Below are 21,920 nucleotides of genomic sequence, written 5' to 3' on the forward strand. Positions count from 1 at the left end.
CGTTAGTGGTCTCAGCCCACCCGGTCCATGGGCAGCCACAGGACAGTGTCGGACGTGGCCGAACTCTTACGGCCACCGACCTGTGCCGCGGCGTTGAGCTCCGCGTCGCCGAGCGCCCGGTTCCACACATGGACGTCGTCGATCGCGCCGGTGAGGAAGGCCCGGCTGTCCATGCGCTGCCCGACGTGCACACCGAAGGGCGAGTTCCGGCTGACCGAACCCGGTACGTCCGTGCTGCTGATCGCCCTGCCGTCCACGAGGAGCGTCAGCTTTCCGCCGCCGCGCCGCAGCGCGAGGTGGTGCCACTCGTCGTCGTTGTGGGCGCCCGCGGCCCACACGGACGAGGTGTGCACGGTCCCGAACCCCTCCCGGGTGGTGATCAGGGCGCGCACCCGGTCGTTGTCGGGCTCACCCCGCAGCCAGATCTGCGGCTGGGTGGAGCCGATCCCGCCCATCCACAGGAACGGCTGCTCACCGGTCGTGGCGGAGTACCGGAAGAACAGCGCGACCGTGAACTCACCGGTCCCGAGCGGAAGTTGAGACCGGTACGGCAGACGTACGGCGTCGTCGGCGCCGTCGAACTCCATGGCCTTGCCCACCACACCGTCCGTCACCCCGGCGCCACCGAGGACGGTCGCGCGGGGTGCGCCCGGGGCGAGGTCGGGCGTGGTCGGGTCGGGGCCGCGACGCGGTCCGAGCCAGTCCTCGGTGAAGCGGGCGAAGCGGATCTCGTCCCGCGCGTCGACGGCGCCGCCCTCGTACATCAGGCCCACGGTGGAGGCGTCGATGCCGACCATGTCGGAGTAGCCCGACCAGTCCGTGGTGACGACCTTGCCGCGGTCCACGCTGTCCCAGGTGGTGCCGCCGTTCCAGGAGGACCGGATCATCATGGTCCGCCGGCGGTCGGGATCGCCGGGCGCGGACAGCAGCAGCCGGTTGCCCAGGCGGAGCGTGGCGCCCTGCACCTGAGGCGTGTAGAGGTCCGGAAGGTTGCGGAACGGGCCGGTGAAGCTGTCGCCGCCGTCCCGGCTGTACGTCTGGGAGCGGTGCCCGAGGTCGGTGCCGTCCTGTTCCCGGCCGCTGATGAGGATCGTGCCGTCCGTGCGCTCGGTGAGGGTCACCTCGGACGGCTTCTGCCGGAACGTGCGGTCCGCGGCGGAGATGGCCCACGAGTCGGTGGCGCCGATCCTCCAGCTGTCGCCGCCGTCGTCGCTGACGATGAGGGCGGCGTGGTTGGCGGTGACCCGGCTGCCGTCCCAGGTCTCGGTGTTGACGCCGAAGACCAGCCGCCCGGCGTGCTTGCCCCTGGTGAGCTGGAGGCCGTGCACGGGGCCGGTGGCGTACCAGGAGTTCCAGTTCGCGGGCAGTATCTCGGCGCTCAGATCGCGCGGCTCGGACCAGGTCAGACCGTCGTCGTCGCTGTACTGCAGATGAGGGGTGCGCTCACACGGCACCGAGCAACTGCCGCTGTCCGTACGGCCTTTGTTGTACGTCTCCGCCAGCAGGATGCGCCCGGTCTCGCGGTCCACGATCGGCGCGGGGTTGCCGTGCGTGTCGCCGTTGCCCTCGTTGACGACCTGGAGCGGCCCCCAGGTGCGGCCCCCGTCCGTCGACCGCTTGAGGACGAGGTCGATGTCGGCGGCGTCACCGCAGTTGAGCACCCGCCCCTCGGCGAACGCCAGCAGCGTGCCGTCCTTGGACTTCACGATCGCCGGGATGCGGAAGCAGGCGTACCCGGGGTCCTGGGAGGCCTTGAAGAGCACCTGCTGCTCGAACGGCGATGTCCTGGTGCTCGGTTGGGACTCCGCCGGACCTGACGTCGCGGCCGTCGCCGTGAGGGCGACGGCCGCGACTAGGGCAGCTCTGAGACGTGCGCGAACTCTTGACGGCATGGTGCGGCCCGCCCTTCATCGGCTGGCAATGGTCCAGGCATCTGAACATTCGGACATCCCACGTCCAAAGTGCGCATCACAGACGTTAGTTGGGCTATCGCACCCATCACAAGAACCGTGCACGTGTCACGTCACGGATGGAGTACTACTTTCCCTCGGTTGACCCGCGCCTCGATGGCCGCGTGTGCCGCAGTCGCCTCCTCCAGCGCGAACTCTCCGTGCACGGCGGGCGTCAGGGCCCCCTCGGCGAACAGCTTCCACAGCTCCTGCCGCCATCGCTCGTACAACTCCGGCTCCTCCCGGGCGATCCGCGCCATCTGGAACCCGACGACGGACCTCGCCCTCACGAGAAGGTCGTACGCCTGAATGGTCCCGCCGCCCGAGCTGTACGCCACGAGACGTCCGCCCGGGCCGAGAGCGGCGAGGGCCGGGGTGAGCAGGTCGCCGCCGACGGCATCGAGAACGTAGTCGACAGGAACTCCCCAGGCGTCGTCCGCATATCCGACCACCTCGTCGGCACCGAGGGAGCGCACGAAGTCCGCCTTGGCCGGATCGGACACGGCGCCGACGACCCGCTCCGCACCCCGCGCCCGCGCGAGCTGCACCGCGAGATGCCCTACGCCGCTCGCCGCCGCGGTGACCAGTGCGGCCTCCCCCGGCTCGGGCCGGGCGGCCTCCAGCGCGCCGAGTGCGACCAGGCCGCTGCGGACGAGGGCGACGGCATCGGTGGCGGTGGCGGTGTCGGGCACCGGGGAAGCCATGGCCTCGTGCAGGAGTGCGTAGTCGGCGTATGCGTGCCCGAACCACAGTCCGGTCACGCGGTCACCGACGCCGAAGCGGGTGACCCCGGCGCCCATGGCCATGACGCCGCCCGCGATCTCGCCACCCAGTGGAACGGCCTCGGCGGCCTCGGTGACCTTGCGGACGACGGGGAGGGTCACGCCGATCGCCTCGCACCGGACGAGGAGCTCACCGGGACCCGGTTCGGGGACGGGGGTCTGCTCCAGGAAGGGGGGGGGCCGCCGGTGGACCCGTAGCGGACGCGGCGCATCGCACCTCCAGAAGTCATTGGGGATACCAACGGTTTCGACGGTATCGGGCGGTCGTTGGGAAGTCCAATGACTTCTCGGTAAGGTGTGCGCATGCCCGAAGCCCCGCTCCCCGCGATCCGCTCCCTCCCCAGCTGGCTGCTCGGCCGCGCGGCGGCCCGGGGGCGATCCCTGGTGGCCGAGGCGCTGGCGGCGGAGGGTATGAAGATGTGGCACCACGTGGTGCTCTCCGCCGTCCGCGACCTGGCCCCGGTCGCGCAGGCGGACCTCGGCCGCAGCGTTCAGCTCGACCCGAAGGACCTGGTCGGGATCCTCGACGACCTCCAGGCGCAGGGCCTCGTGGTCCGCGCGCCGGATCCCAACGACCGCCGCAAGAACGCCGTCTCCCTCACGGGCGAGGGGGCACGCCTGCTGAAGCGCTGCGAGAAGGTGGCCCGCGAGGCCAACGACGCGCTCCTCGCCCCGCTCTCGGCGGCCGAACGCGACCGTTTCATGGACCTGTTGATCCGGATTTCCGGTACGCAGAGCTGACGACGGATAACGTTCCGTCATGACCGCAGCCTTTGCCCTCGAACCCGCACGCACTGCCCTGGTGCTCGTCGACCTGATGGACCGCATCGTCGCGCTGCCCCTGGAACCCCGGAAGGGCGCCGAAGTCCTCGTCATCTGCGAGGAGTTGGCGGCATCCTTCCGGTCGGCGGGAGCGACCGTCGTCCTCGTCCGCGTCGAACGCGCCGGCACCGCCGAGCAGCCGCCCGGCAGCGGACTGGTGCGAGGACTCCTGACGGACGGCGACCTCGAGATCGTGAAGCGCACCATCGGCGCCTTCCAGGGCACGGGCCTGGACGATCGCCTCCGCCAACGCGGCATCACCACACTGGTGTTCGGCGGCATCGCCACCAACCTGGGAGTCGAGTCCACCGCACGGGCCGCCGCCGACCTCGGCTACGACCTGGTCTTCGTCGAGGACGCGATGGCCGCCTTCACAGCCGCCGAGCACGAGGCGTCGGTACGGCTCGACTTCCCGAGGCTGGGTTCGGTGGCCCGCGCCACGGATGTGACCTTCCAAGCCACGTGAGCCGGGCCGACCAGCCCACACCGACGCCGGGCAACGGCCCACCAACAGTCACTGTCCCCACGACACCGGCCGCGAGGGAGCCGAAGGGGCGCGCCGGGGCGAGAGACCGAACCCGCGGACACCTCCAGAGTGGGTTCGGTGGCCCGCGCCGGTGTCGAGAGACCGAACGCGCGGAGGCCCGAAGGGTCGAGCACGATCGGTCTCTCGACACCGGCATATGGCGCCCCGTAGGCGACCGAGCCAAACACAGCGGGGCCCCTACAGGCGCAGGGGGCGCTCCCCGCCGTTCAGGGCCCCGCCGTCGTGCAGCGGGGGAACCTTCTCAGCCCTGGGCGGCCGCGGCCCGCAGGGCGATGCGGTCCTCACCCGCGTACACGTTCATGGAGCTGCCCCGCAGGAAGCCCACCAGCGTCAGCCCCGTCTCCGCGGCCAGATCCACCGCGAGGGACGAGGGCGCCGAGACCGCCGCCAGGACCGGGATGCCCGCCATCACGGCCTTCTGGGAGAGCTCGAAGCTGGCCCGTCCGGAGACCAGAAGGACCGTGCGGGACAGAGGCAGGTCGCCGTTCTGCAAGGCGCGGCCGACCAGTTTGTCGACCGCGTTGTGCCGGCCCACGTCCTCCCGTATGTCGAGCAGCTCGCCGTCCTCGGTGAACAGGGCCGCCGCGTGCAGCCCCCCGGTCCGGTCGAAGACCCGCTGGGCCGCGCGCAGCCGGTCGGGGAGGCTCGCGAGCAGGTCGGGGTCGAGCCGGACCGGGGGAGCGTCGCCGCCGTGCGTGTCGTCAATGGGCCAGCGGGCCGTCGTACGCACCGCGTCCAGCGACGCCTTGCCGCACAGCCCGCAGGACGACGTCGTGTAGACGTTGCGTTCGAGGGTGATGTCGGGGATCACCACTCCGGGCGCGGTCTTCACGTCCACCACGTTGTACGTGTTCGAGCCGTCCACCGTGGCGCCCGCGCAGTACACGATGTTCTGCAGATCGCCCTGCTCTGCGAGGACCCCCTCGCTCACCAGGAATCCGGCGGCGAGCGCGAAGTCGTCGCCGGGTGTGCGCATGGTGATCGCCAGCGGCTTGCCGTTGAGGCGGATCTCCAGGGGTTCCTCGGCGACGAGCGTGTCCGGGCGGGTGGAGACCACCCCGTCCCGGATCCGGATCACCTTGCGTCGTTCCGTGACTCGTCCCATGTTCCCGTCCCCACCAGTCCCTGATCAGTCCCGGTTCTGTACGTGCTGGTAGCCGAAGCGGCCCTTGATGCACAGGTTGCCGTGGGTCACCGGGTTGTCGTGCGGCGAGGTGACCTTCACGATCTCATTGTCCTGCACGTGCAGCGTGAGGTTGCAGCCCACACCGCAGTACGCGCACACCGTGGTGGTCTCCGTCTGCGCCGACTCGTCCCACGTACCCGCCGCCCGCATGTCGAACTCGGACTTGAAGGACAGCGCCCCGGTCGGGCACACCTCGATGCAGTTCCCGCAGTACACGCACGCCGAGTCGGTCAGCGGGGCGTCGTGCTCCACGGCGATCCGCGCGTCGAACCCCCGCCCGGCCACCGAGATCGCGAAGCTGTTCTGCCACTGGTCACCGCACGCGTCCACGCACTTGTAGCAGAGGATGCACTTGTCGTAGTCGCGCACATACAGCTCGTTGTCGACCTTCGGCTCCTCGTTGAGCCGCGCCGCGTCCGGGCCGAACCGGTCCGGTTTCGCCTCGTACTCCTTGATCCACCCGGCGACCTGCGGGGTCGTCGACAAGTCGACCGACGAGGCGAGAAGCTCAAGGACGATCTTGCGACTGTGCCGGGCGCGCTCGGTGTCGGTCCTCACCTCCATCCCGGGTTCGGCCTTGCGCGAGCAGGCCGGGACTAGCGTCCGCGACCCCTCGACCTCGACGACACAGACGCGGCAGGCGTTCTTGGGCCGCAGTGTGTCCCCCTCGCACAGGGTCGGGATGTCCTTCCCGGCCGCCCGGCAGGCGTCGAGGATGGTGGAGCCCTCCGCCCCGCGCACGGGCTCCCCGTCGATGGTGAACTCCAGCAGCCGGCGCGGGATGCCCAGCGGTACCACGGTCATTCGTACGCCCCCAGACGGTCGATGGCGGATTCCACGGCGTTCCACGCGGTCTGCCCCAGACCGCAGATCGAGGCGTCCCGCATCGCGCGGCCGACCTCCCTGAGCAGGGCGATGTCGTCGGCGGCCGCCGCACCCGTGCGCTCCACGATCCGGTGCAGCGCCTCCTCCTGCCGTACGGTCCCGACCCGGCACGGCACACACTGACCGCACGACTCGTCGCGGAAGAACTCCGCGATGCGCAGCAGCAGCCGGGGGAGCGGAACCGTGTCGTCGAAGGCCATGACCACGCCCGAGCCGAGCGTCGTGCCCGCCTCCCGTGTGCCCTCGAAGGTGAGCGGGACGTCCAGTTCGTCGGGCCGTACGAAGCCGCCCGCCGCGCCGCCCAGCAGCACCGCCCGCAGCCGGTCCCGTACTCCGGCCAGGTCCAGCAGTTCGCCCAGCGTCGCGCCGAAGGGGAGCTCGTAGATGCCGGGCCGCTCCACACTCCCGGACACGCAGAACAGCTTCGGGCCGGTGGACCTGTCCGTGCCGATCGCCGCGTACGCCGGGGCGCCCATCGTCAGGATCGGCAGTACGTTGACCAGCGTCTCGACGTTGTTCTCCACCGTCGGCTTGCCGAACAGCCCCTTCTCCACGGGGAACGGCGGCTTGGAGCGTGGCTCGCCCCGGTAGCCCTCGATCGAGTTGAAGAGAGCCGTCTCCTCACCGCAGATGTACGCCCCGGCGCCCCGGCGGATCTCGATGTCGAAGGCGTATCCCTGGCCGAGGACGTCGTCACCGAGGAAGCCACGCGCGCGTGCCTGCGCGAGGGCGTGTTCCAGGCGGTGCAGGGCGCGCGGGTACTCGCCGCGCAGATACAGGTAGCCCTTGTGGGCGCCGGTCGCGTACGCCGCGATCGTCATCGCCTCGACCAGTGCGTACGGGTCGCCCTCCATGAGCACGCGGTCCTTGAAGGTGCCCGGCTCGGATTCGTCGGCGTTGCAGACGACGTAGTGGGGGTGGTCGGGCTGCGACGCCGTGGCCTGCCATTTGCGGCCGGTGGGGAAGGCGGCGCCGCCACGCCCGACCAGGCCGGAGTCGGTGACCTCGCGGATGACTCCGGCGGGACCGAGTGCGAAGGCCCGGCGCAGGGCGGTGTAGCCGCCGTGGGCGCGGTAGTCGTCCAACGACGACGGGTCGACGACTCCGACGCGCCGGAGCAGGGTCAGCGAGGGGTCCCCCGCCTGCGGCACCGCCATCGCCGCCGACGGCTCCTCCGGCGCCGAGTCCGGGGCGCTCGCGGCGAGAGCGGCGTCCCGCACGGTCGCCGGCGCCGAGACCGCCGTACGCACCGGATCCCCGGCCTTGATCGCGAGCGCAGCCGGAGCCCGCTCGCACAGGCCGAGGCAGGGGCTGCGCTCCACGCTCACCCCACTCCCGAGCCCCAGCCCCGCCTCGATCCCGGCGCACAGCTCGCTGGCCCCCGCGGCCGCGCACGCGAGGTCGGTGCACACGTGGAGGACGGTCGCGGGGCGTGGCTTGACCGAGAACATGGCGTAGAAGGTGGCGACGCCGTACGCCTCCGCCGGTGGCACGGTCAGCCGTCGGCACAGGTAGTCGAGGGCGCCCTCGCTGATCCAGCCGATCCGGTCGTTGATCGCGTGCAGCCCCGGCAACAGCAGGTCGCGGCGGTCCCTGGCCTCGCGTCCGCCCCTGGCCCACCTGAGGTCCGCGTCGGAACGGTCGGCGCCCTCCCAGGACGACTCGGGCGGACCGAGCAGGGCGTCGACGGCCGCCCGTTCGTCGTCCGTCGGTTTGCTGTCACCGAAGTGCAGGTCCACTTACGTCACCTCACGATGGTCGCGACGGGGAGCTTCTCGATCCGGATCGCCGACGCCTTGAACTCCGCCGTCCCCGCGATCGGGCAGTTCGCCTCGATCGTCAGCTGGTTGGTGTCCACCTCGTCGGGAAAGTGCATGGTCATGAAGGCCAGCCCGGGCCGCAGCGCGGTGTCGACCCACACCGGCGCGACGACCGACCCGCGCCGCGACGTCACCCGGACCTCCTCGCCGACCACCACCCCGTACCGCTCGGCGTCCTCCGGGCACAGCTCGACGAACTCGCCGCGCCGCAGTGGGGAGGCGAAACTGCCGCTCTGCACACCGGTGTTGTAGGAGTCGAGCCGCCGCCCGGTGGTGAGCCGGACGGGGTACTCCTCGTCGGTGAGGTCGACCGGCGGATCGTGCTGGACGATCCCGAACGGCGCCGGCATCCCGCGCTCGGCCGGGTCCTTCTCCCACAACCGGGCGTGCAGATACGTCGGTTCGAGCTGCTCGGTGCTCGGGCAGGGCCACTGGATGCCCTGGTGCTCCTCCAGGCGTTCGTACGTCATCCCGTAGTGGTCCGGCGAGACCGACCTGAGCTCGTTCCACACGGCCTCGGCGTCGGCGTACTTCCAGTCGTGGCCGAGCCGGGCCGCCAGCTCGCAGATGATGTCGATGTCCTCGCGCGCCTCGCCGGGCGGAGTGACGGCCCGTCGCACCCGCTGAACCCGCCGCTCGCTGTTGGTCGTCGTGCCGTCGGTCTCCGCCCATCCGGCGGTCGCGGGGAGGACGACGTCGGCCAGCTCGGCCGTCTTCGTCAGGAAGATGTCCTGGACGACGAGGAAGTCCAGCTGCCGCATGCGCCGTACGGCCTGTTCGCTGTCCGCCTCGGACTGCGCCGGGTTCTCGCCGATGCAGTAGACGGCCCTGAGCGTGCCCTCCTCCATGGCCTCGAACATCTCGGTGAGGTTGAGCCCGTAGTGGGGCTGGATGACGGTGTCCCAGGCCGACTCGAACTTCAGGCGGGAGTCGGGGTCGAGGATGTCCTGGAAGCCTGGGAGGCGGTTGGGGATGGCGCCCATGTCGCCGCCGCCCTGCACGTTGTTCTGGCCGCGCAGGGGCTGCAGCCCGCTGCCGTAGCGGCCCACGTGCCCGGTCAGCAGGGACAGGTTGATCAGCGCGCGGACGTTGTCGGTGCCGTTGTGGTGCTCGGTGATGCCGAGGGTCCAGCACAGCTGGGCGCGCTCGGCGCGGGCGTAGGCGTGCGCCAACTCCCTTATGGCGGCCGCCGGTACGCCCGTCACCTTCTCGGCGAGGGACAGCGTCCAGGGCTCGACGAGCGCCTTGTACTCCTCGAAGCCGCTGGTCGCCCTCTCGATGAACGCCTCGTTCGCGAGCCCCGCGTGGATGATCTCGCGGCCGATCGCGTGCGCCATCGGGATGTCGGTGCCGACGTTCAGCCCCATCCAGCTCTCCGCCCACTCGGCGGTGGAGGTGCGGCGCGGGTCGACGGCGTACATGCGGGCGCCGTTCCTGATGCCCTTCAGTACGTGCTGGAAGAAGATCGGGTGCGCGAAGCGGGCGTTGGAGCCCCACATCACGATGACGTCGGTGTGCTCGACCTCCTCGTACGAGGAGGTGCCGCCGCCCGAGCCGAAGGCCGCCGACAGGCCCGCCACGCTGGGCGCGTGGCAGGTGCGGTTGCAGGAGTCGACGTTGTTGGTGCCCATGACGACGCGGGCGAACTTCTGCGCCACGTAGTTCATCTCGTTGGTGGCCCGGGCGCAGGAGAACATGCCGAAGGAGTCCCGGTTGCGGGCCAGCCCCTCGGCGGCGCGGTTCAGGGCCTCCTCCCAGCTCGCCTGCCGGAAGGGCTCGTCGCGTGAGTCCCGGACGAGGGGGTGGGTGAGCCGGGTGTAGGTCTTCGGGGTCCGGTCGCGTTTCCTCGTGCGGCGTTCGTCAGAGTTCATGCGGCGCTCCTCAGCGCGAGCAGGTCCGAGATGGCGTGCACGGTGCGCAGGGTGGGCACCGACACGCCGGTGATCTCCGCCAACTCGACGACCGCCGCGAGGAGTACGTCGAGTTCGAGCGGTTTGCCGCGCTCCAGGTCCTGGAGCGTGGAGGTGCGGTGGTCGCCGACCCGCTCGGCGCCCGCGAGGCGGCGCTCGATGGAGACGCCGACCTCGCAGCCGAGGGCCTCGGCGACCGCGAGCGTCTCGGTCATCATGGTCTCGATGACCTTGCGGGTGCCGCCGTGCAGGCACATCTGCCGCATGGTGGCGCGGGCCAGCGCGCTGATCGGGTTGAAGGAGATGTTGCCGAGCAGTTTGAGCCAGATGTCGTTGCGCAGGTCCGGCTCCACGGGGCACTTCAGGCCGCCGGCCACCATGGCCTCGCTGAGCGCGAGACAGCGCATGGAGACGCTGCGGTCGGGCTCCCCGATGGAGAACCTGGTGCCTTCCAGGTGCCGTACGACACCGGGCCCTTCGAGTTCGGTGGCGGCGTAGACCACACAGCCGACGGCCCGTTCGGGCGCGAGCACCGCACTGACCGCGCCGTCGGGGTCGACACTCTCGACGCGGTGGCCGTCGTGCGGGCCGCCGTGCCGGTGGAAGTACCACCAGGGGATGCCGTTCTGGGCGGCCACGACCGCTGTGCCGTCGTGCAGAAGGGGCTCGATGAGCGGCCCGCACGCCGCGTACGAGTTGGCCTTCAGACCCAGGAAGACGTAGTCGACCGGGCCGACTTCGGCCGGGTCGTCGGTCGCGTGCGCGCGGGCGGTGAAGTCGCCCCGCGGACTGAGCACCCGCACCCCGTGCTGCCTCATGGCCGCCAGATGCGGTCCACGGGCGATGAGGTGCACGTCGGCGTCGGCGCGATGCAGCGCGGCTCCGACGTAGGCGCCGATCGCACCGGCGCCGAGGACTGCAACTTTCACTTCGGAACGCTCCGTTCGGTCGAGGGAGTACCGCGGAGGTGGCTGGGAAGTAACGTCCGATCAGGTCGAATCTCGTCGACTGAATATTGTCTACAGTATGGATAGGGGGTCAGCAAGGGGTCGCGCACGGCGTTCGAGGAAGGCTTTCCGGACAGTGTTCGACCGTTCGTCGCCCCCGGCATACCGCTCACCGCACACGGTCGACGCGCCGACTTCTCAACTTCCCGCTCACTCCCTACCGTTCGGGATCATGAGTCCACCGGTCGCACCCCCGGGGTGGAGCCGCTGGCTGGTTCCCCCCGCCGCGCTCTCCGTCCATCTCTCCATCGGCCAGGCCTACGCCTGGAGCGTGTTCAAGCCGCCGCTCGAATCCGCACTCGGCCTGAGCGGCACGCAGAGCGCGCTGCCGTTCCAGCTCGGCATCGTCATGCTCGGCCTGTCGGCCGCGTTCGGCGGCACGCTGGTGGAGCGCAACGGGCCGCGCTGGGCCATGACCGTCGCCCTGATCTGCTTCTCGTCCGGCTTCCTGCTCTCCGCGCTGGGCGCCGCCACCGAGCAGTACTGGCTGATCGTCCTCGGCTACGGCTTCGTCGGCGGCATCGGACTCGGCATCGGCTACATCTCGCCCGTCTCGACGTTGATCAAGTGGTTCCCGGACCGGCCCGGCATGGCCACCGGCATCGCGATCATGGGCTTCGGCGGCGGCGCGCTCATCGCCTCGCCCTGGTCGGCGCAGATGCTGGAGTCGTTCGGCAGCGACAGTTCCGGGATCGCGCTGGCGTTCCTCGTGCACGGGTTGTCGTACGCCGTCTTCATGCTGCTCGGCGTGCTGCTGGTCCGGGTGCCGCGCACCGAGAAGCCGGCCGGTGGCGACGGGCCCGGCGCCGTCGACGGGCCGCAGGTGTCCGCCCGCAACGCCGTGCGCACGCCGCAGTTCTGGTGCCTGTGGATCGTGCTCTGCATGAACGTGACCGCGGGCATCGGCATCCTGGAGAAGGCCGCGCCGATGATCACGGACTTCTTCGCGAACACCTCCACACCGGTCTCGGTGTCGGCCGCCGCCGGCTTCGTCGCCCTGCTGTCCGCCGCCAACATGGCGGGCCGGATCGGCTGGTCCTCGACCTCCGACCTGATCGGACGCAAGAACATCTACCGTCTGTACCTGGGCGCGGGTGCGCTGATGTACGGCTTGATCGCGCTGGCCGGCGACTCCTCGAAGCCGCTGTTCATCCTGTGCGCGCTGGTGATCCTCTCCTTCTACGGCGGCGGCTTCGCGACGATCCCCGCCTATCTGAAGGACCTCTTCGGGACCTACCAGGTGGGCGCCATCCACGGGCGGCTGCTCACCGCCTGGTCCACGGCCGGCGTCCTCGGACCGCTGATCGTGAACTGGATCGCCGACCGGCAGGAGGAGGCGGGCAAGGACGGTGCGTCCCTGTACACAATGTCCCTGTTCATCATGATCGGGCTGCTCGCCGTCGGCTTCGTCGCCAACGAACTCGTCCGGCCCGTCCACCCCCGCCATCACATTCCCGCCCCCGCGCCGAAGGAGAAGGAGGCCGCCGATGTCCAGCGACAGCAGTAGCGGTCCGACCGACCGACGGGCGCTGATCGCCTTCGCCTGGGTGTGGGTGGGGGTACCGCTCGCGTACGGGCTCTACGAACTCGTACGGAAGGCGACTCAGCTGTTCACCGGGTAGGCGTTCGAGAGGTGTTCGGGCGCCCGGGGTCTGAGGGAAGCCGACAACGCGGGCGCCCGTTTCCTGTGGCATCACCTGCACCCGTACCCGCGAGTCACTGATCAGACTGGTGAATCCCGCTACCCGAGGCCCGAGGGGATCACCATCGATGAACGGCTCGCGCATTGCCGCAGTCGGCCACTACCAGCCCGCCAGGGTGCTCACCAACGAGGACCTGGCGGGCATGGTCGACACCAGTGACGAGTGGATCACATCCCGGGTGGGCATCCGTACGCGCCACATCGCCGGGCCCGACGAGCCGGTCGACGAACTGGCCGCGCACGCCGCCGCCAAGGCGCTCGCGGGGGCGGGCCTCGCGCCCGCCGACATCGACCTGGTCCTGGTCGCCACCTCCACCGCCATAGACCGCTCCCCGAACATGGCCGCCCGGGTCGCGGCCCGGCTCGGCATCCCCTCGCCGGCCGCGATGGACGTCAACGTCGTCTGCGCCGGCTTCACCCACGCCCTGGCGACCGCCGACCACGCCGTCCGGGCGGGAGCGGCGTCCCGGGCGCTGGTGATCGGCGCCGACAAGATGTCCGACGTGGCCGACTGGAGCGACCGTACGACGTGTGTGCTGGTCGGGGACGGGGCCGGAGCGGCCGTCGTGGAGGCGTCCGACGAGCCCCGGATCGGGCCCGTGCTGTGGGGTTCGGTGCCCGAGATGGGGCACGCCGTGCGCATCGAGGGGCAGCCGGCCCGGTTCGCCCAGGAAGGGCAGAGCGTCTACCGCTGGGCGACGACGCAGCTGCCGGCCATCGCCCGCCGGGCCTGCGAACGGGCCGGTCTCGCCCCCGAGGACCTCGCCGGAGTCGTCCTGCACCAGGCCAACCTGCGCATCATCGAGCCCCTCGCCCAGAAACTCGGCGCGGTCAACGCCGTGGTCGCACGCGATGTCTCCGAGTCCGGAAACACTTCGGCGGCGAGCATTCCGCTGGCGTTCTCCAAGCTCGTGGAGCAGGGGCGGATCTCGACCGGGGACCCGGTGCTGCTGTTCGGGTTCGGCGGGAACCTGTCGTACGCCGGGCAGGTCGTCCGCTGTCCCTGACCCGGCGGTCTCCGACTCCCGTCGCCCCTGACGCCTGTGTGACGTGGGCAACTCCTCGGTGCCCTGGCCTTTGTGCGCCGTAGACTGTAGACGAAAGACAATCGATACTGGCTTTCCAGTGACGGCCGGCAATCGGACGCAGTCGCCAGGTGTTCGCCCAGGAGGGGGACCGATGTTGTCGACAGGACTGCCGCAGGGTGCGGTGCCCAAGCTCGAACGGCCCGGTCCACTGCGCGACCGCGTCTACGAGGCGCTGCTCGAACTCATCACGACCCGCGCCCTCCAGCCGGGACAGCATCTGGTCGAGAGCGAACTGGCAGGTCACCTCGGTGTGTCCCGGCAGCCGGTGCGGGAGGCGCTGCAGCGGCTGAACACGGAGGGCTGGGTCGATCTACGGCCCGCGCAGGGCGCGTTCGTGCACGAGCCGACGGAGGAGGAGGCCGACCAGCTCCTCACCGTCCGTACGCTCCTGGAGGCCGAGGCCGCCCGGCTCGCCGCCGCCCATGCCGACAGCGCCGGCATCGCGGCGCTGGAAGAGCTGTGCGCGGAGGGCGAGAAGGCCGTCGCCGCCGACGACGTGGACACCGCCGTCGCCCTCAACGCCCGCTTCCACGCGAAGATCATGGAGCTCGCGGGCAACGCGGTCCTCGCCGAACTGGCGGCCCAGGTCGACCGCCGCGTCCGCTGGTACTACACACCCGTGGCCCGCCAGCGCGGCCAGCAGTCCTGGATCGAGCACCGGGGGATGATCGCCGCGATCACCGACCGGGACGAGCAGCGCGCCACGCAGCTGATGCGGGAGCACACCGAGCACACGCGACGGTCGTACCACGCACGCGCCAAGTCCTGAGCCCTGCCGCCGGGTGCGGGAGCGTGCTCAGGAACGGGCCGAGGTGAACCAGGCGTCCAGGTCGCGCACGATCTGTGCGACCCGCTCGTCCTCGCCGAAGTCGGTCATGTCGACGCCCTGCTCGGAGAAGGTCTCGCCCACGCTGGAGTCCAGGAAGTACGGGATGATCGTCAGCCGTTTCTCGTCGCTGAGCCGGCGCGCGGTCACCAGCTCCCGGCGGCACCACTCGCTGCGCCAGTACGCCGCGCTCACCAGCGGCACGAAGACCTGACTCACCGTCAGTTGCTGATCGAGGCGCTCCTGCCAGTTGGAGCCTCGCGGGATCGTGTTGTTGTGCAGGTAGTGGAAGAAGTCGAAGTTCTGCAGCTTCAGGGCGCGGCCCACCTGACTGGACAGCTCGGTGTCCGTGCCAGCCGTGCTCAGGAAGATCTTGCCGTCGGCGCGCCCGATGCTGCGGATGTAGCCGATGCCCTCCGCGAGGCTGCGGAACTGCTGGCGAGGAAGGGCGAACCGCTCCAGATGGCGCTCCAGTTCACCGATCAGCTCCGCCGGGTCGCGCCACCACAGCACCGGGTCCTGCGACTCGGTGGCGTGCCGCAGGGGTTCGCCGACCACCAGGTCGGGCAGCCCGTCGACGGGCGGGTCCGCGCCCTCGAAGTGGGCCAGGTTCAGCCGCGGGACGAACAGGCCGAACAGCAAGGGGTAGAGACTGGGCGGGAGTTCGGGTGAGCGGACGTCCACGACGACGAAGTCGAAGCGCTCCAGCTGGTGGGGGAGCGTGCCGGGATTGCTGAGATCGAGGGTCACCTCGCGAACGGCGTAGCCGAACTTCTCCAGCGTCCGCACGAGCTGCGGACGTACCTCCTGGTAGGCGGGCGTATCGGGCAGCGCGAGGCCCGCCTCGCCGAGCAGCCGGTCGCCCGCGGCGCTGTAGCCCTGGGACTGCAGGGCCAGACGGCGGATCGGCTCGTCGAAGCCGTCGTAGGTGTCCAGTTCCTCGCGGTCGAAGACGAACCGCTCGGCGGCGTCCGGGAAGAGGTGCGCCGGCACGCCGCGCTCCGCGAAGACCAGGCGGGGCTTGCGGGCCAGTACGGCGAGGCCGTGCTCGTACACGGTGAACGGTGAGCACTTGTACCGCGGCTGCCCGCGGCGCAGCGGCACCACGGCGACGAAGCAGGCGCTGCGTCGCATCGTCATCTCCAGATGGCAGGTCGACGGCGGCCCGGACCGGGGATCCACCGTGAACCCGAAGCCGTGCGCGTCGAAGGTGCGCCAGAAGTACTCGTTCACATCCCGGTCCTCGCGCCGGTAGCTGTGGCTGAAGTACGTGGGGATCCGTCGCCCGGCGCTCATGGCAGCAGGTTGTTCCCGGTGGCGTCCGTGCGCGGACTGGCGAGCTGTACCCATGTGCCCATCTCCCGCTGCTCGATACGAGTGACGCTCGCGGCGAGCACACGGTCCCGGGTCCGGTCGTCGGCGTAGGGCTCCGCCCCCGTGTAGTAGAGGCGGCGCTCCGCCTCGACGGCCTCGCGAGCCTCGCTGAACCGCAGGTAGTCGTCCTGCCAGTGGAAGACGGAGCGCAGACCGGTGATCACCACGACGACGCTGCCCAGGACGGCCGGCACCTCGGCGTTCCTGGACGAGAGGACCGCCGAGACGGGAATCGCGGCCGAGACGAGCAGCAGCAGCGTCTCGGTGAGCCGGAAGTAACGGCGGGCCTTCATGGCGGCGTTGCGAGACCAGTCGTACGACCCGTTCGCCACGCGCATCGCATAGCCGGGCCCGGTGTCGGGGGAGCCGCCGGACCGCGGGGGAGGCTCTGCAGGAGGGGGCGAGGGTGTGGCGCCGTCCGCGGTGTGGTGGCCGCCGTGCGCCGGAACCGGTTCGTCGGACGAGGATCCCTGAGCCATCCGCGCTCCCCCCAAAGCACTCCTGTCGGGCAGGGAAAGAGTAGCCAACCGAGGCCCCCGTCGCGCCCCTTTGGCGCACAGAGACGATCAGCGCAGGTGTCGTGCGCGCTCTCGCGCGCTCTGGCCTTTGTCCTCTGAGTGGAGAAAGTTGACGGCAATCTCTGCGCAACTTCTTCCCACCTCCGGCGGCCACTGCTACGTTCCCCTCGAAAGCAGGCCACCGAGGTGGCCGAAATCCGGCGCGCACAGGCCGAATGAGGCGGGGAGGGGCTTGTGAGACGAATGACGGCGCGACCCGCGAACGCCCATCAGGCCCGACTGCTCAAGCTGTTGCGCGACGGCGGGCCCAACTCGCGGGCCCAGCTGGGCGATCAGATCGACCTCTCTCGGTCCAAGCTGGCCGTGGAGGTGGACCGGCTGCTGGAGACGGGCCTGGTCGTGGCCGACGGACTCGCCGCCTCGCGCGGCGGGCGCCGCTCCCACAACGTCCGGCTCAACCCCGGGCTGCGCTTCCTCGGCGTCGACATCGGCGCGACCTCGGTCGACGTCGCCGTCACCAACGCCGAGCTGGAGATCCTGGGACACCTCAACCAGCCCATGGACGTCCGCGAGGGCCCGGTCGCGGTCTTCGAGCAAGTCCTGTCCATGGCAGGGAAGTTGAGGGCCTCGGGGCTCGCGGAAGGGTTCGACGGCGCCGGCATCGGCGTCCCCGGACCGGTTCGCTTCCCCGAGGGCGTCCCGGTGGCTCCGCCGATCATGCCGGGCTGGGACGGCTTCCCCGTGCGGGAGGCGCTCAGCCAGGAACTCGGCTGCCCGGTCATGGTCGACAACGACGTGAACCTCATGGCGATGGGGGAGCGGCACGCGGGCGTGGCCCGTTCCGTGGGCGACTTCCTCTGCGTCAAGATCGGCACCGGCATCGGCTGCGGCATCGTCGCGGGCGGTGACGTCCACCGCGGTGTCACGGGCAGCGCGGGCGACATCGGGCACATCCAGGCCGTCCCCGACGGCCGCCCCTGCGCCTGCGGCAACCGGGGCTGCCTGGAGGCCCACTTCAGCGGGGCGGCCCTCGCCCGGGACGCCGTGGAGGCGGCCCAGCAGGGACTCTCCCTCGAACTGGCCACCCGGCTCGAGGCGAACGGCACCCTGACCGCCGTCGACGTCGCCGCCGCGGCCGCCGCGGGCGACGCCACCGCGCTCGACCTGATCCGCGAGGGCGGCAACCGCGTCGGTCAGGTCATCGCCGGACTCGTCAGCTTCTTCAACCCGGGCCTGGTGGTGATCGGCGGCGGGGTGACCGGCCTCGGCCACAACCTGCTCGCCGCGATCCGCACCCAGGTCTACCGCCAGTCGCTGCCTCTGGCGACCGGCAACCTGCCCATCGTGCTGGGGGAGTTGGGACCCACCGCCGGAGTCATCGGCGCGGCCCGGCTCATCAGCGACCACGTGTTCTCACCCGCGTAAGCCACTCACTCCGTACGGCTCACCGGCACCGCACCTCGCACAGCGCTCAGCCCTGCCCTGCTCTGCCTCACCCCGCCCTGAAACCGGCCCGCACGCCCGCCAAGGGGACCTCATGGCACCAGACCACCGCTGCTCAGCATGTCCGGCATCACCAAGTCGTTCCCCGGAGTCCGCGCCCTCGACGGCGTCGACCTCGACGTCCAGGCCGGTGAGGTGCACTGTCTGCTCGGCCAGAACGGCGCCGGCAAGTCCACCCTCATCAAGGTCCTGGCCGGCGCCCACCAGCCCGACACCGGCACCATCCACTGGCGCGGCGAAGCGGTCACCCTCCGCTCGCCCATCGCCGCCATGCGCCTCGGTATCGCCACCATCTACCAGGAACTCGACCTGGTCGAGCATCTGTCGGTGGCCGAGAACGTCCACCTCGGCCATGAACCCACGGCCGCAGGTTTCGTCGTACGCGGCAAGGTGGCGCGAGCGTCAACCGCCCAGCTGCTCAAGCGACTTGGGCATCCGGAGATCGATCCGGCGCTGCTGGTCGGTGAGCTGTCGGCGGCGCAGCAGCAGATCGTCTCCATGGCGCGGGCGCTCTCCCATGACGTACGGCTGATCGTGATGGACGAACCGTCCGCCGCCCTCGACCCGGACGAGGTCGACAACCTCTTCCGTATCGTCGGCGACCTCACCGCCGCCGGAGTCGCCGTCGTCTACATCTCGCACCGGCTGGAGGAGATCCGCCGGATCGGCGACCGGGTGACGGTGCTGAAGGACGGGCGAGCCGTGGCGGGCGGGCTCCCGGCGAAGACGACGCCGACGCGTGACGTCGTGGCGATGATGACGGGACGCAATGTCGAATACGTCTTCCCCGAACGGCCGACCAGGGATGTGACGGCCGGACAGCCGCTACTGGAGGTGCGGGGACTCGCCCGGGACGGGGAGTTCGAGCCGCTCGACCTCAGCGTGCGGCCCGGCGAGATCGTCGGGCTCGCCGGGCTGGTCGGCTCGGGGCGCTCCGAGATCCTGGAGACGATCTACGGGGCCAGGAAGCCCAGCGCCGGTCAAGTACGCGTGCACGGACGGGAGTTGAGGCCCGGCAGCGTACGGGCCGCGGTGCGTGCCGGACTCGGCCTCGCGCCCGAGGAACGCAAGGCGCAGGCGCTGCTGATGCTGGAGTCCGTCACCCGCAACGTCTCCGTCTCCTCCATGTCCCGCTTCTCGCGCGGCGGCTGGATCGACCGGGCCGCCGAACTGGGGGCGGCGCGCGCCGCCACCCGTGAACTGTCGCTGCGGCCCGACAACCCGTCCGTGCCGGTGCGCACCCTGTCCGGCGGCAACCAGCAGAAGGCCGTCCTGGCCCGCTGGCTGCTGCGCGGCTGCCGTGTCCTGCTGCTCGACGAACCCACCCGCGGCGTCGATGTCGGAGCCCGTGCCGAACTGTACGCAGTCGTGCGCCGGCTGGCCGACGAAGGCCTCGCCGTCCTGCTGGTCTCCAGCGAAGTGCCCGAAGTGCTGGGCCTCGCCGACCGCGTGCTGGTGCTGCGCGAAGGCCGCGTCGTCCACACAGCACCGGCCCGTGAACTCGACGAACACCGCGTACTCGACCTCGTCATGGAAGGAAGCCCGGCGTCATGACGCAGCACGCCTCCCCGCCCCGGGACAGCACCGGCAAGGTGCGGTCGGCCGGTGCACCGCCCGCCTGGCGGGGCCTGATGGCCCGCGCCGACGTGCGCACCCTCTCCCTGCTCGGCGTCCTCGCCGTACTGATCATCATCGGCGGCATCACCAAGCCGGACGAGTTCCTGGACACCCGCAACCTCCAACTCGTCCTCACCCAGGCCTCCGTGATCGGCGTCGTCACCGTCGGCATGACCTTCGTCATCGTCTCCGGCGGCATCGACCTGTCCGTCGGCGCGATCGTGGCACTCGCCTCGGTATGGGCGACGACGGTCGCGACACAGGAGTACGGCTTCGTCGGCATCCTGTTCACCGCGGTGATCGTCGGCCTCGGGTGCGGGCTGGTCAACGGGATGCTGATCGCGTACGGCGCGATGGTCCCGTTCATCGCCACGCTCGCCATGCTGGCCTCCGCGCGCGGACTGGCGCTCCAGATCACGGACGGCAAGACGCAGATCGTCACCGTGCCCTCCGTGCTGGACCTCGGCGAGCGCGACGCGTATGTGCTCGGCATTCCACCACTCGTCATGGTGTTCGCGGTCGTGACGATCATCGGCTGGCTGATCCTGAACCGCACGACCTTCGGACGCCGCACGGTCGCCGTCGGCGGCAACGCGGAGGCGGCCAGGCTCGCCGGCATCGACGTCCGCCGCCAGCGGCTCTACCTCTATCTGCTGTCCGGACTGTGCTGCGGTATCGCGGCCTTCCTGCTGATCATCCTGGCCGGCTCCGGCCAGAACACCAACGGCAACCTCTACGAACTCGACGCCATCGCGGCCGCGATCATCGGCGGCACGCTGCTCAGCGGGGGCCGCGGCACCATCACCGGCTCCGTGCTCGGCGTCCTGATCTTCACCACGATCACCAACATCTTCGCCCTGAACAACCTGCAGAGCGACGTCCAGCAGATCGCCAAGGGCGCGATCATCGTCGCCGCCGTGCTGGTCCAGCGCCGTACCGCGAGCACGACCTGAGGGCCGTAGCGCTTCCCGCTCAGCACGACCTGAGGGCCGTACCGCTTCCCGCTCAGCAATACCTGAGGAAAGGGTTCACCGCCATGCCAGAGCTCACCAGTCGCAGAGGGCTGCTCTTCGGATCCGCCGCCATCGGGGCGGGGGCCCTCCTCGTGGGTTGCACCAGCAACGAATCCGGCGACGAGCCGGCCGCGAACGACCAGCCGGCCGCCGACGACAAGCCCGGCAAGGAGGTCACCATCGGCTTCGCCGGCCCGCAGGCCGACCACGGCTGGCTCAACGCCATCAACGACAACGCCAAGAACCGGGCGAAGAAGTACTCCGACGTCACCCTGGAGATCACCGAGGGGTCGAACGACACCGCCGCGCAGATCGGCCAGATCGAGACGCTGATCAACAAGAAGGTCGACGTCCTGGTGGTGCTGCCCGCCGACGGCAAGGCGCTCACCCAGGTCGGCCTGAAGGCGATGCGTGCCAGGATCCCGGTCGTCAACCTCGACCGGGTTTTCAACTCCCCACAGGCGTACCGCTGCTGGATCGGCGGCGACAACTACGGGATGGGGCTGAACGCCGGTCACTACATCGGCGAGAAGCTCAAGGGAAAGTCCGACGCCAAGGTCATCGAACTGGCTGGGCTGGACAACCTGGAACTGACCCAGCAGCGCACCCAGGGCTTCGACGACGCCCTGAAGAACTACCCCAACATCAAGAAGGTGGCCCGGCAGGCGGCCGAGTTCACGGTCGAATCCGGGCAGGCCAAGATGGCCCAGCTCCTGCAGGCGCAGTCGAAGTTCGACGCGCTGTGGAACCACGACGACGACCAGGGGGTGGGCGCGCTGCGGGCCATCGAGCAGGCCGGGCGTGACGACTTCCTCATGGTCGGAGGCGCGGGCGCGTTGTCCGCGTTTCAGGCGATCAAGCAGGACAACGGCGTCCTGAAGGCGACTGTTCTGTACCCGCCGACCATGGCCGCGTCCGCGATCGACCTGGCCCGTGCGCTGGGGCAGGGCAAGGGCGTCGGCGGCATGGCCGAGTTCGAGATTCCGGCTTCGATCACGCTGTACTCGGCGGTGGTCGACAAGGACAACGTCGACCAGTACATGCCTACCGGCTTCAAGTGAGGCGCGTCCTGTCCGACGGGGCCCAGGGGTTCGTCGGGCAGGGCGGGGAGCGTCTGGTGGATCGAGCCGATTCGGGTGCGGCGGGCTGGATACGGGCCGACCGAGAGTGGCGGTTGGATACGGGCCGACCGGGCGCGGCGGCTGGATACGGGCCGAACGGGCGCGGCGCCTGGATACGGGCCGACCGGGCGCGGTGCCTGGATACGGGCCGACCGGGCGGGGTCGAGGACTTCGGGCGGTGGGGCCGTGGAACTGTGGGCCGAGGGGCCGTGGGGCCGTCGGGCCGCGGGGCTTTGGGACCTTGCGGCTG

The 21,920-nt window shown here is 70.4% G+C and carries 18 protein-coding genes and 1 pseudogene; 10 read left to right on the top strand and 9 right to left on the bottom strand.

The features are described 5' to 3' along the window. Positions 1-11 precede the first annotated feature (11 nt). A complete protein-coding gene (locus ABIE67_RS38775) occupies positions 12-1,892 on the bottom strand; it encodes an exo-alpha-sialidase (RefSeq protein WP_370266230.1) in 1,881 nt (626 codons plus the stop codon). A gap of 131 nt (positions 1,893-2,023) precedes the next feature. Continuing rightward, a pseudogene (locus ABIE67_RS38780) lies at positions 2,024-2,943 on the bottom strand (zinc-binding alcohol dehydrogenase family protein). A 91-nt stretch (positions 2,944-3,034) separates the two neighbouring features. On the opposite strand from ABIE67_RS38780, the gene ABIE67_RS38785 reads away from it, so the two are divergent. Continuing rightward, complete coding sequence (locus tag ABIE67_RS38785) at positions 3,035-3,472, top strand: MarR family winged helix-turn-helix transcriptional regulator (RefSeq protein ID WP_370266231.1); 438 nt, start codon at positions 3,035-3,037, stop codon at positions 3,470-3,472. Positions 3,473-3,491: 19 nt separating this feature from the next. Further along, a complete protein-coding gene (locus tag ABIE67_RS38790) occupies positions 3,492-4,019 on the top strand; it encodes an isochorismatase family protein (RefSeq protein WP_370266232.1) in 528 nt (175 codons plus the stop codon). A gap of 322 nt (positions 4,020-4,341) precedes the next feature. On the opposite strand, the gene fdhD is transcribed toward ABIE67_RS38790, so the two are convergent. Genes fdhD through ABIE67_RS38815 form a run of 5 tightly spaced genes read right to left on the bottom strand, consistent with a single transcriptional unit; the run spans position 4,342 to position 10,830 of the window. Continuing rightward, positions 4,342-5,205 (bottom strand): formate dehydrogenase accessory sulfurtransferase FdhD, encoded by an 864-nt coding sequence (gene fdhD, locus ABIE67_RS38795; protein ID WP_370266233.1) that lies wholly within the window; start codon positions 5,203-5,205, stop codon positions 4,342-4,344. 24 nt (positions 5,206-5,229) lie between these two features. Further along, positions 5,230-6,090, bottom strand: a complete 861-nt coding sequence (locus ABIE67_RS38800) for a 2Fe-2S iron-sulfur cluster-binding protein (RefSeq protein WP_048579356.1) — start codon at positions 6,088-6,090, stop codon at positions 5,230-5,232. Next, entirely contained in the window at positions 6,087-7,910 is a 1,824-nt protein-coding gene (locus ABIE67_RS38805) for an NAD(P)H-dependent oxidoreductase subunit E (protein WP_370266235.1), read from the bottom strand. Before ABIE67_RS38805 ends, ABIE67_RS38800 begins: the two co-directional genes overlap by 4 nt. Before the next feature lie 5 nt (positions 7,911-7,915). Continuing rightward, positions 7,916-9,862, bottom strand: a complete 1,947-nt coding sequence (locus ABIE67_RS38810; RefSeq protein WP_370266236.1) for a molybdopterin oxidoreductase family protein — start codon at positions 9,860-9,862, stop codon at positions 7,916-7,918. Beyond that, complete coding sequence (locus tag ABIE67_RS38815; RefSeq protein WP_370266238.1) at positions 9,859-10,830, bottom strand: 2-dehydropantoate 2-reductase; 972 nt, start codon at positions 10,828-10,830, stop codon at positions 9,859-9,861. The genes ABIE67_RS38810 and ABIE67_RS38815 overlap by 4 nt, the downstream gene beginning before the upstream one ends. 250 nt (positions 10,831-11,080) lie before the next feature. Here ABIE67_RS38815 and ABIE67_RS38820 point away from each other — a divergent pair, with 250 nt between their 5' ends. From ABIE67_RS38820 to ABIE67_RS38835, 4 genes are all read left to right on the top strand, one after another. After that, positions 11,081-12,415, top strand: coding sequence for an OFA family MFS transporter (locus ABIE67_RS38820; protein ID WP_370266240.1), 1,335 nt, complete (start codon positions 11,081-11,083; stop codon positions 12,413-12,415). Continuing rightward, positions 12,396-12,530 (top strand): hypothetical protein, encoded by a 135-nt coding sequence (locus ABIE67_RS38825; RefSeq protein WP_370266241.1) that lies wholly within the window; start codon positions 12,396-12,398, stop codon positions 12,528-12,530. The genes ABIE67_RS38820 and ABIE67_RS38825 overlap by 20 nt, the downstream gene beginning before the upstream one ends. Before the next feature lie 148 nt (positions 12,531-12,678). Then, a complete protein-coding gene (locus ABIE67_RS38830; RefSeq protein WP_370266243.1) occupies positions 12,679-13,617 on the top strand; it encodes a beta-ketoacyl-ACP synthase III in 939 nt (312 codons plus the stop codon). Between the two features lie 172 nt (positions 13,618-13,789). Continuing rightward, positions 13,790-14,467: a GntR family transcriptional regulator gene (locus tag ABIE67_RS38835; RefSeq protein ID WP_370266245.1), complete on the top strand. Its 678-nt coding sequence runs from the start codon at positions 13,790-13,792 to the stop codon at positions 14,465-14,467. A gap of 27 nt (positions 14,468-14,494) precedes the next feature. Here ABIE67_RS38835 and ABIE67_RS38840 read toward each other — a convergent pair whose 3' ends face one another. Both ABIE67_RS38840 and ABIE67_RS38845 read right to left on the bottom strand, forming a co-directional pair. Then, positions 14,495-15,820 carry a toll/interleukin-1 receptor domain-containing protein gene (locus ABIE67_RS38840; RefSeq protein ID WP_370266246.1) on the bottom strand — a complete coding sequence of 442 codons (1,326 nt, stop codon included), beginning with the start codon at positions 15,818-15,820 and terminating at the stop codon, positions 14,495-14,497. Beyond that, positions 15,817-16,377: a DUF4231 domain-containing protein gene (locus ABIE67_RS38845; protein WP_370266247.1), complete on the bottom strand. Its 561-nt coding sequence runs from the start codon at positions 16,375-16,377 to the stop codon at positions 15,817-15,819. Before ABIE67_RS38845 ends, ABIE67_RS38840 begins: the two co-directional genes overlap by 4 nt. Before the next feature lie 282 nt (positions 16,378-16,659). Between ABIE67_RS38845 and ABIE67_RS38850 the strand changes: the two genes are divergently transcribed. From ABIE67_RS38850 to ABIE67_RS38865, 4 genes are all read left to right on the top strand, one after another. Further along, on the top strand, positions 16,660-17,841 hold the full coding sequence (locus ABIE67_RS38850) for an ROK family protein (RefSeq protein ID WP_370266249.1): 1,182 nt from the start codon (positions 16,660-16,662) through the stop codon (positions 17,839-17,841). A 138-nt stretch (positions 17,842-17,979) separates the two neighbouring features. Continuing rightward, on the top strand, positions 17,980-19,473 hold the full coding sequence (locus tag ABIE67_RS38855) for a sugar ABC transporter ATP-binding protein (protein WP_370266250.1): 1,494 nt from the start codon (positions 17,980-17,982) through the stop codon (positions 19,471-19,473). Then, positions 19,470-20,489 carry an ABC transporter permease gene (locus ABIE67_RS38860; RefSeq protein ID WP_370266251.1) on the top strand — a complete coding sequence of 340 codons (1,020 nt, stop codon included), beginning with the start codon at positions 19,470-19,472 and terminating at the stop codon, positions 20,487-20,489. The genes ABIE67_RS38855 and ABIE67_RS38860 overlap by 4 nt, the downstream gene beginning before the upstream one ends. Positions 20,490-20,572: 83 nt before the next feature. After that, entirely contained in the window at positions 20,573-21,610 is a 1,038-nt protein-coding gene (locus ABIE67_RS38865; RefSeq protein WP_370266252.1) for a substrate-binding domain-containing protein, read from the top strand. Positions 21,611-21,920: the final 310 nt, after the last annotated feature.

Source organism: Streptomyces sp. V4I8, assembly GCF_041261225.1.
GTDB lineage: Bacteria > Actinomycetota > Actinomycetes > Streptomycetales > Streptomycetaceae > Streptomyces.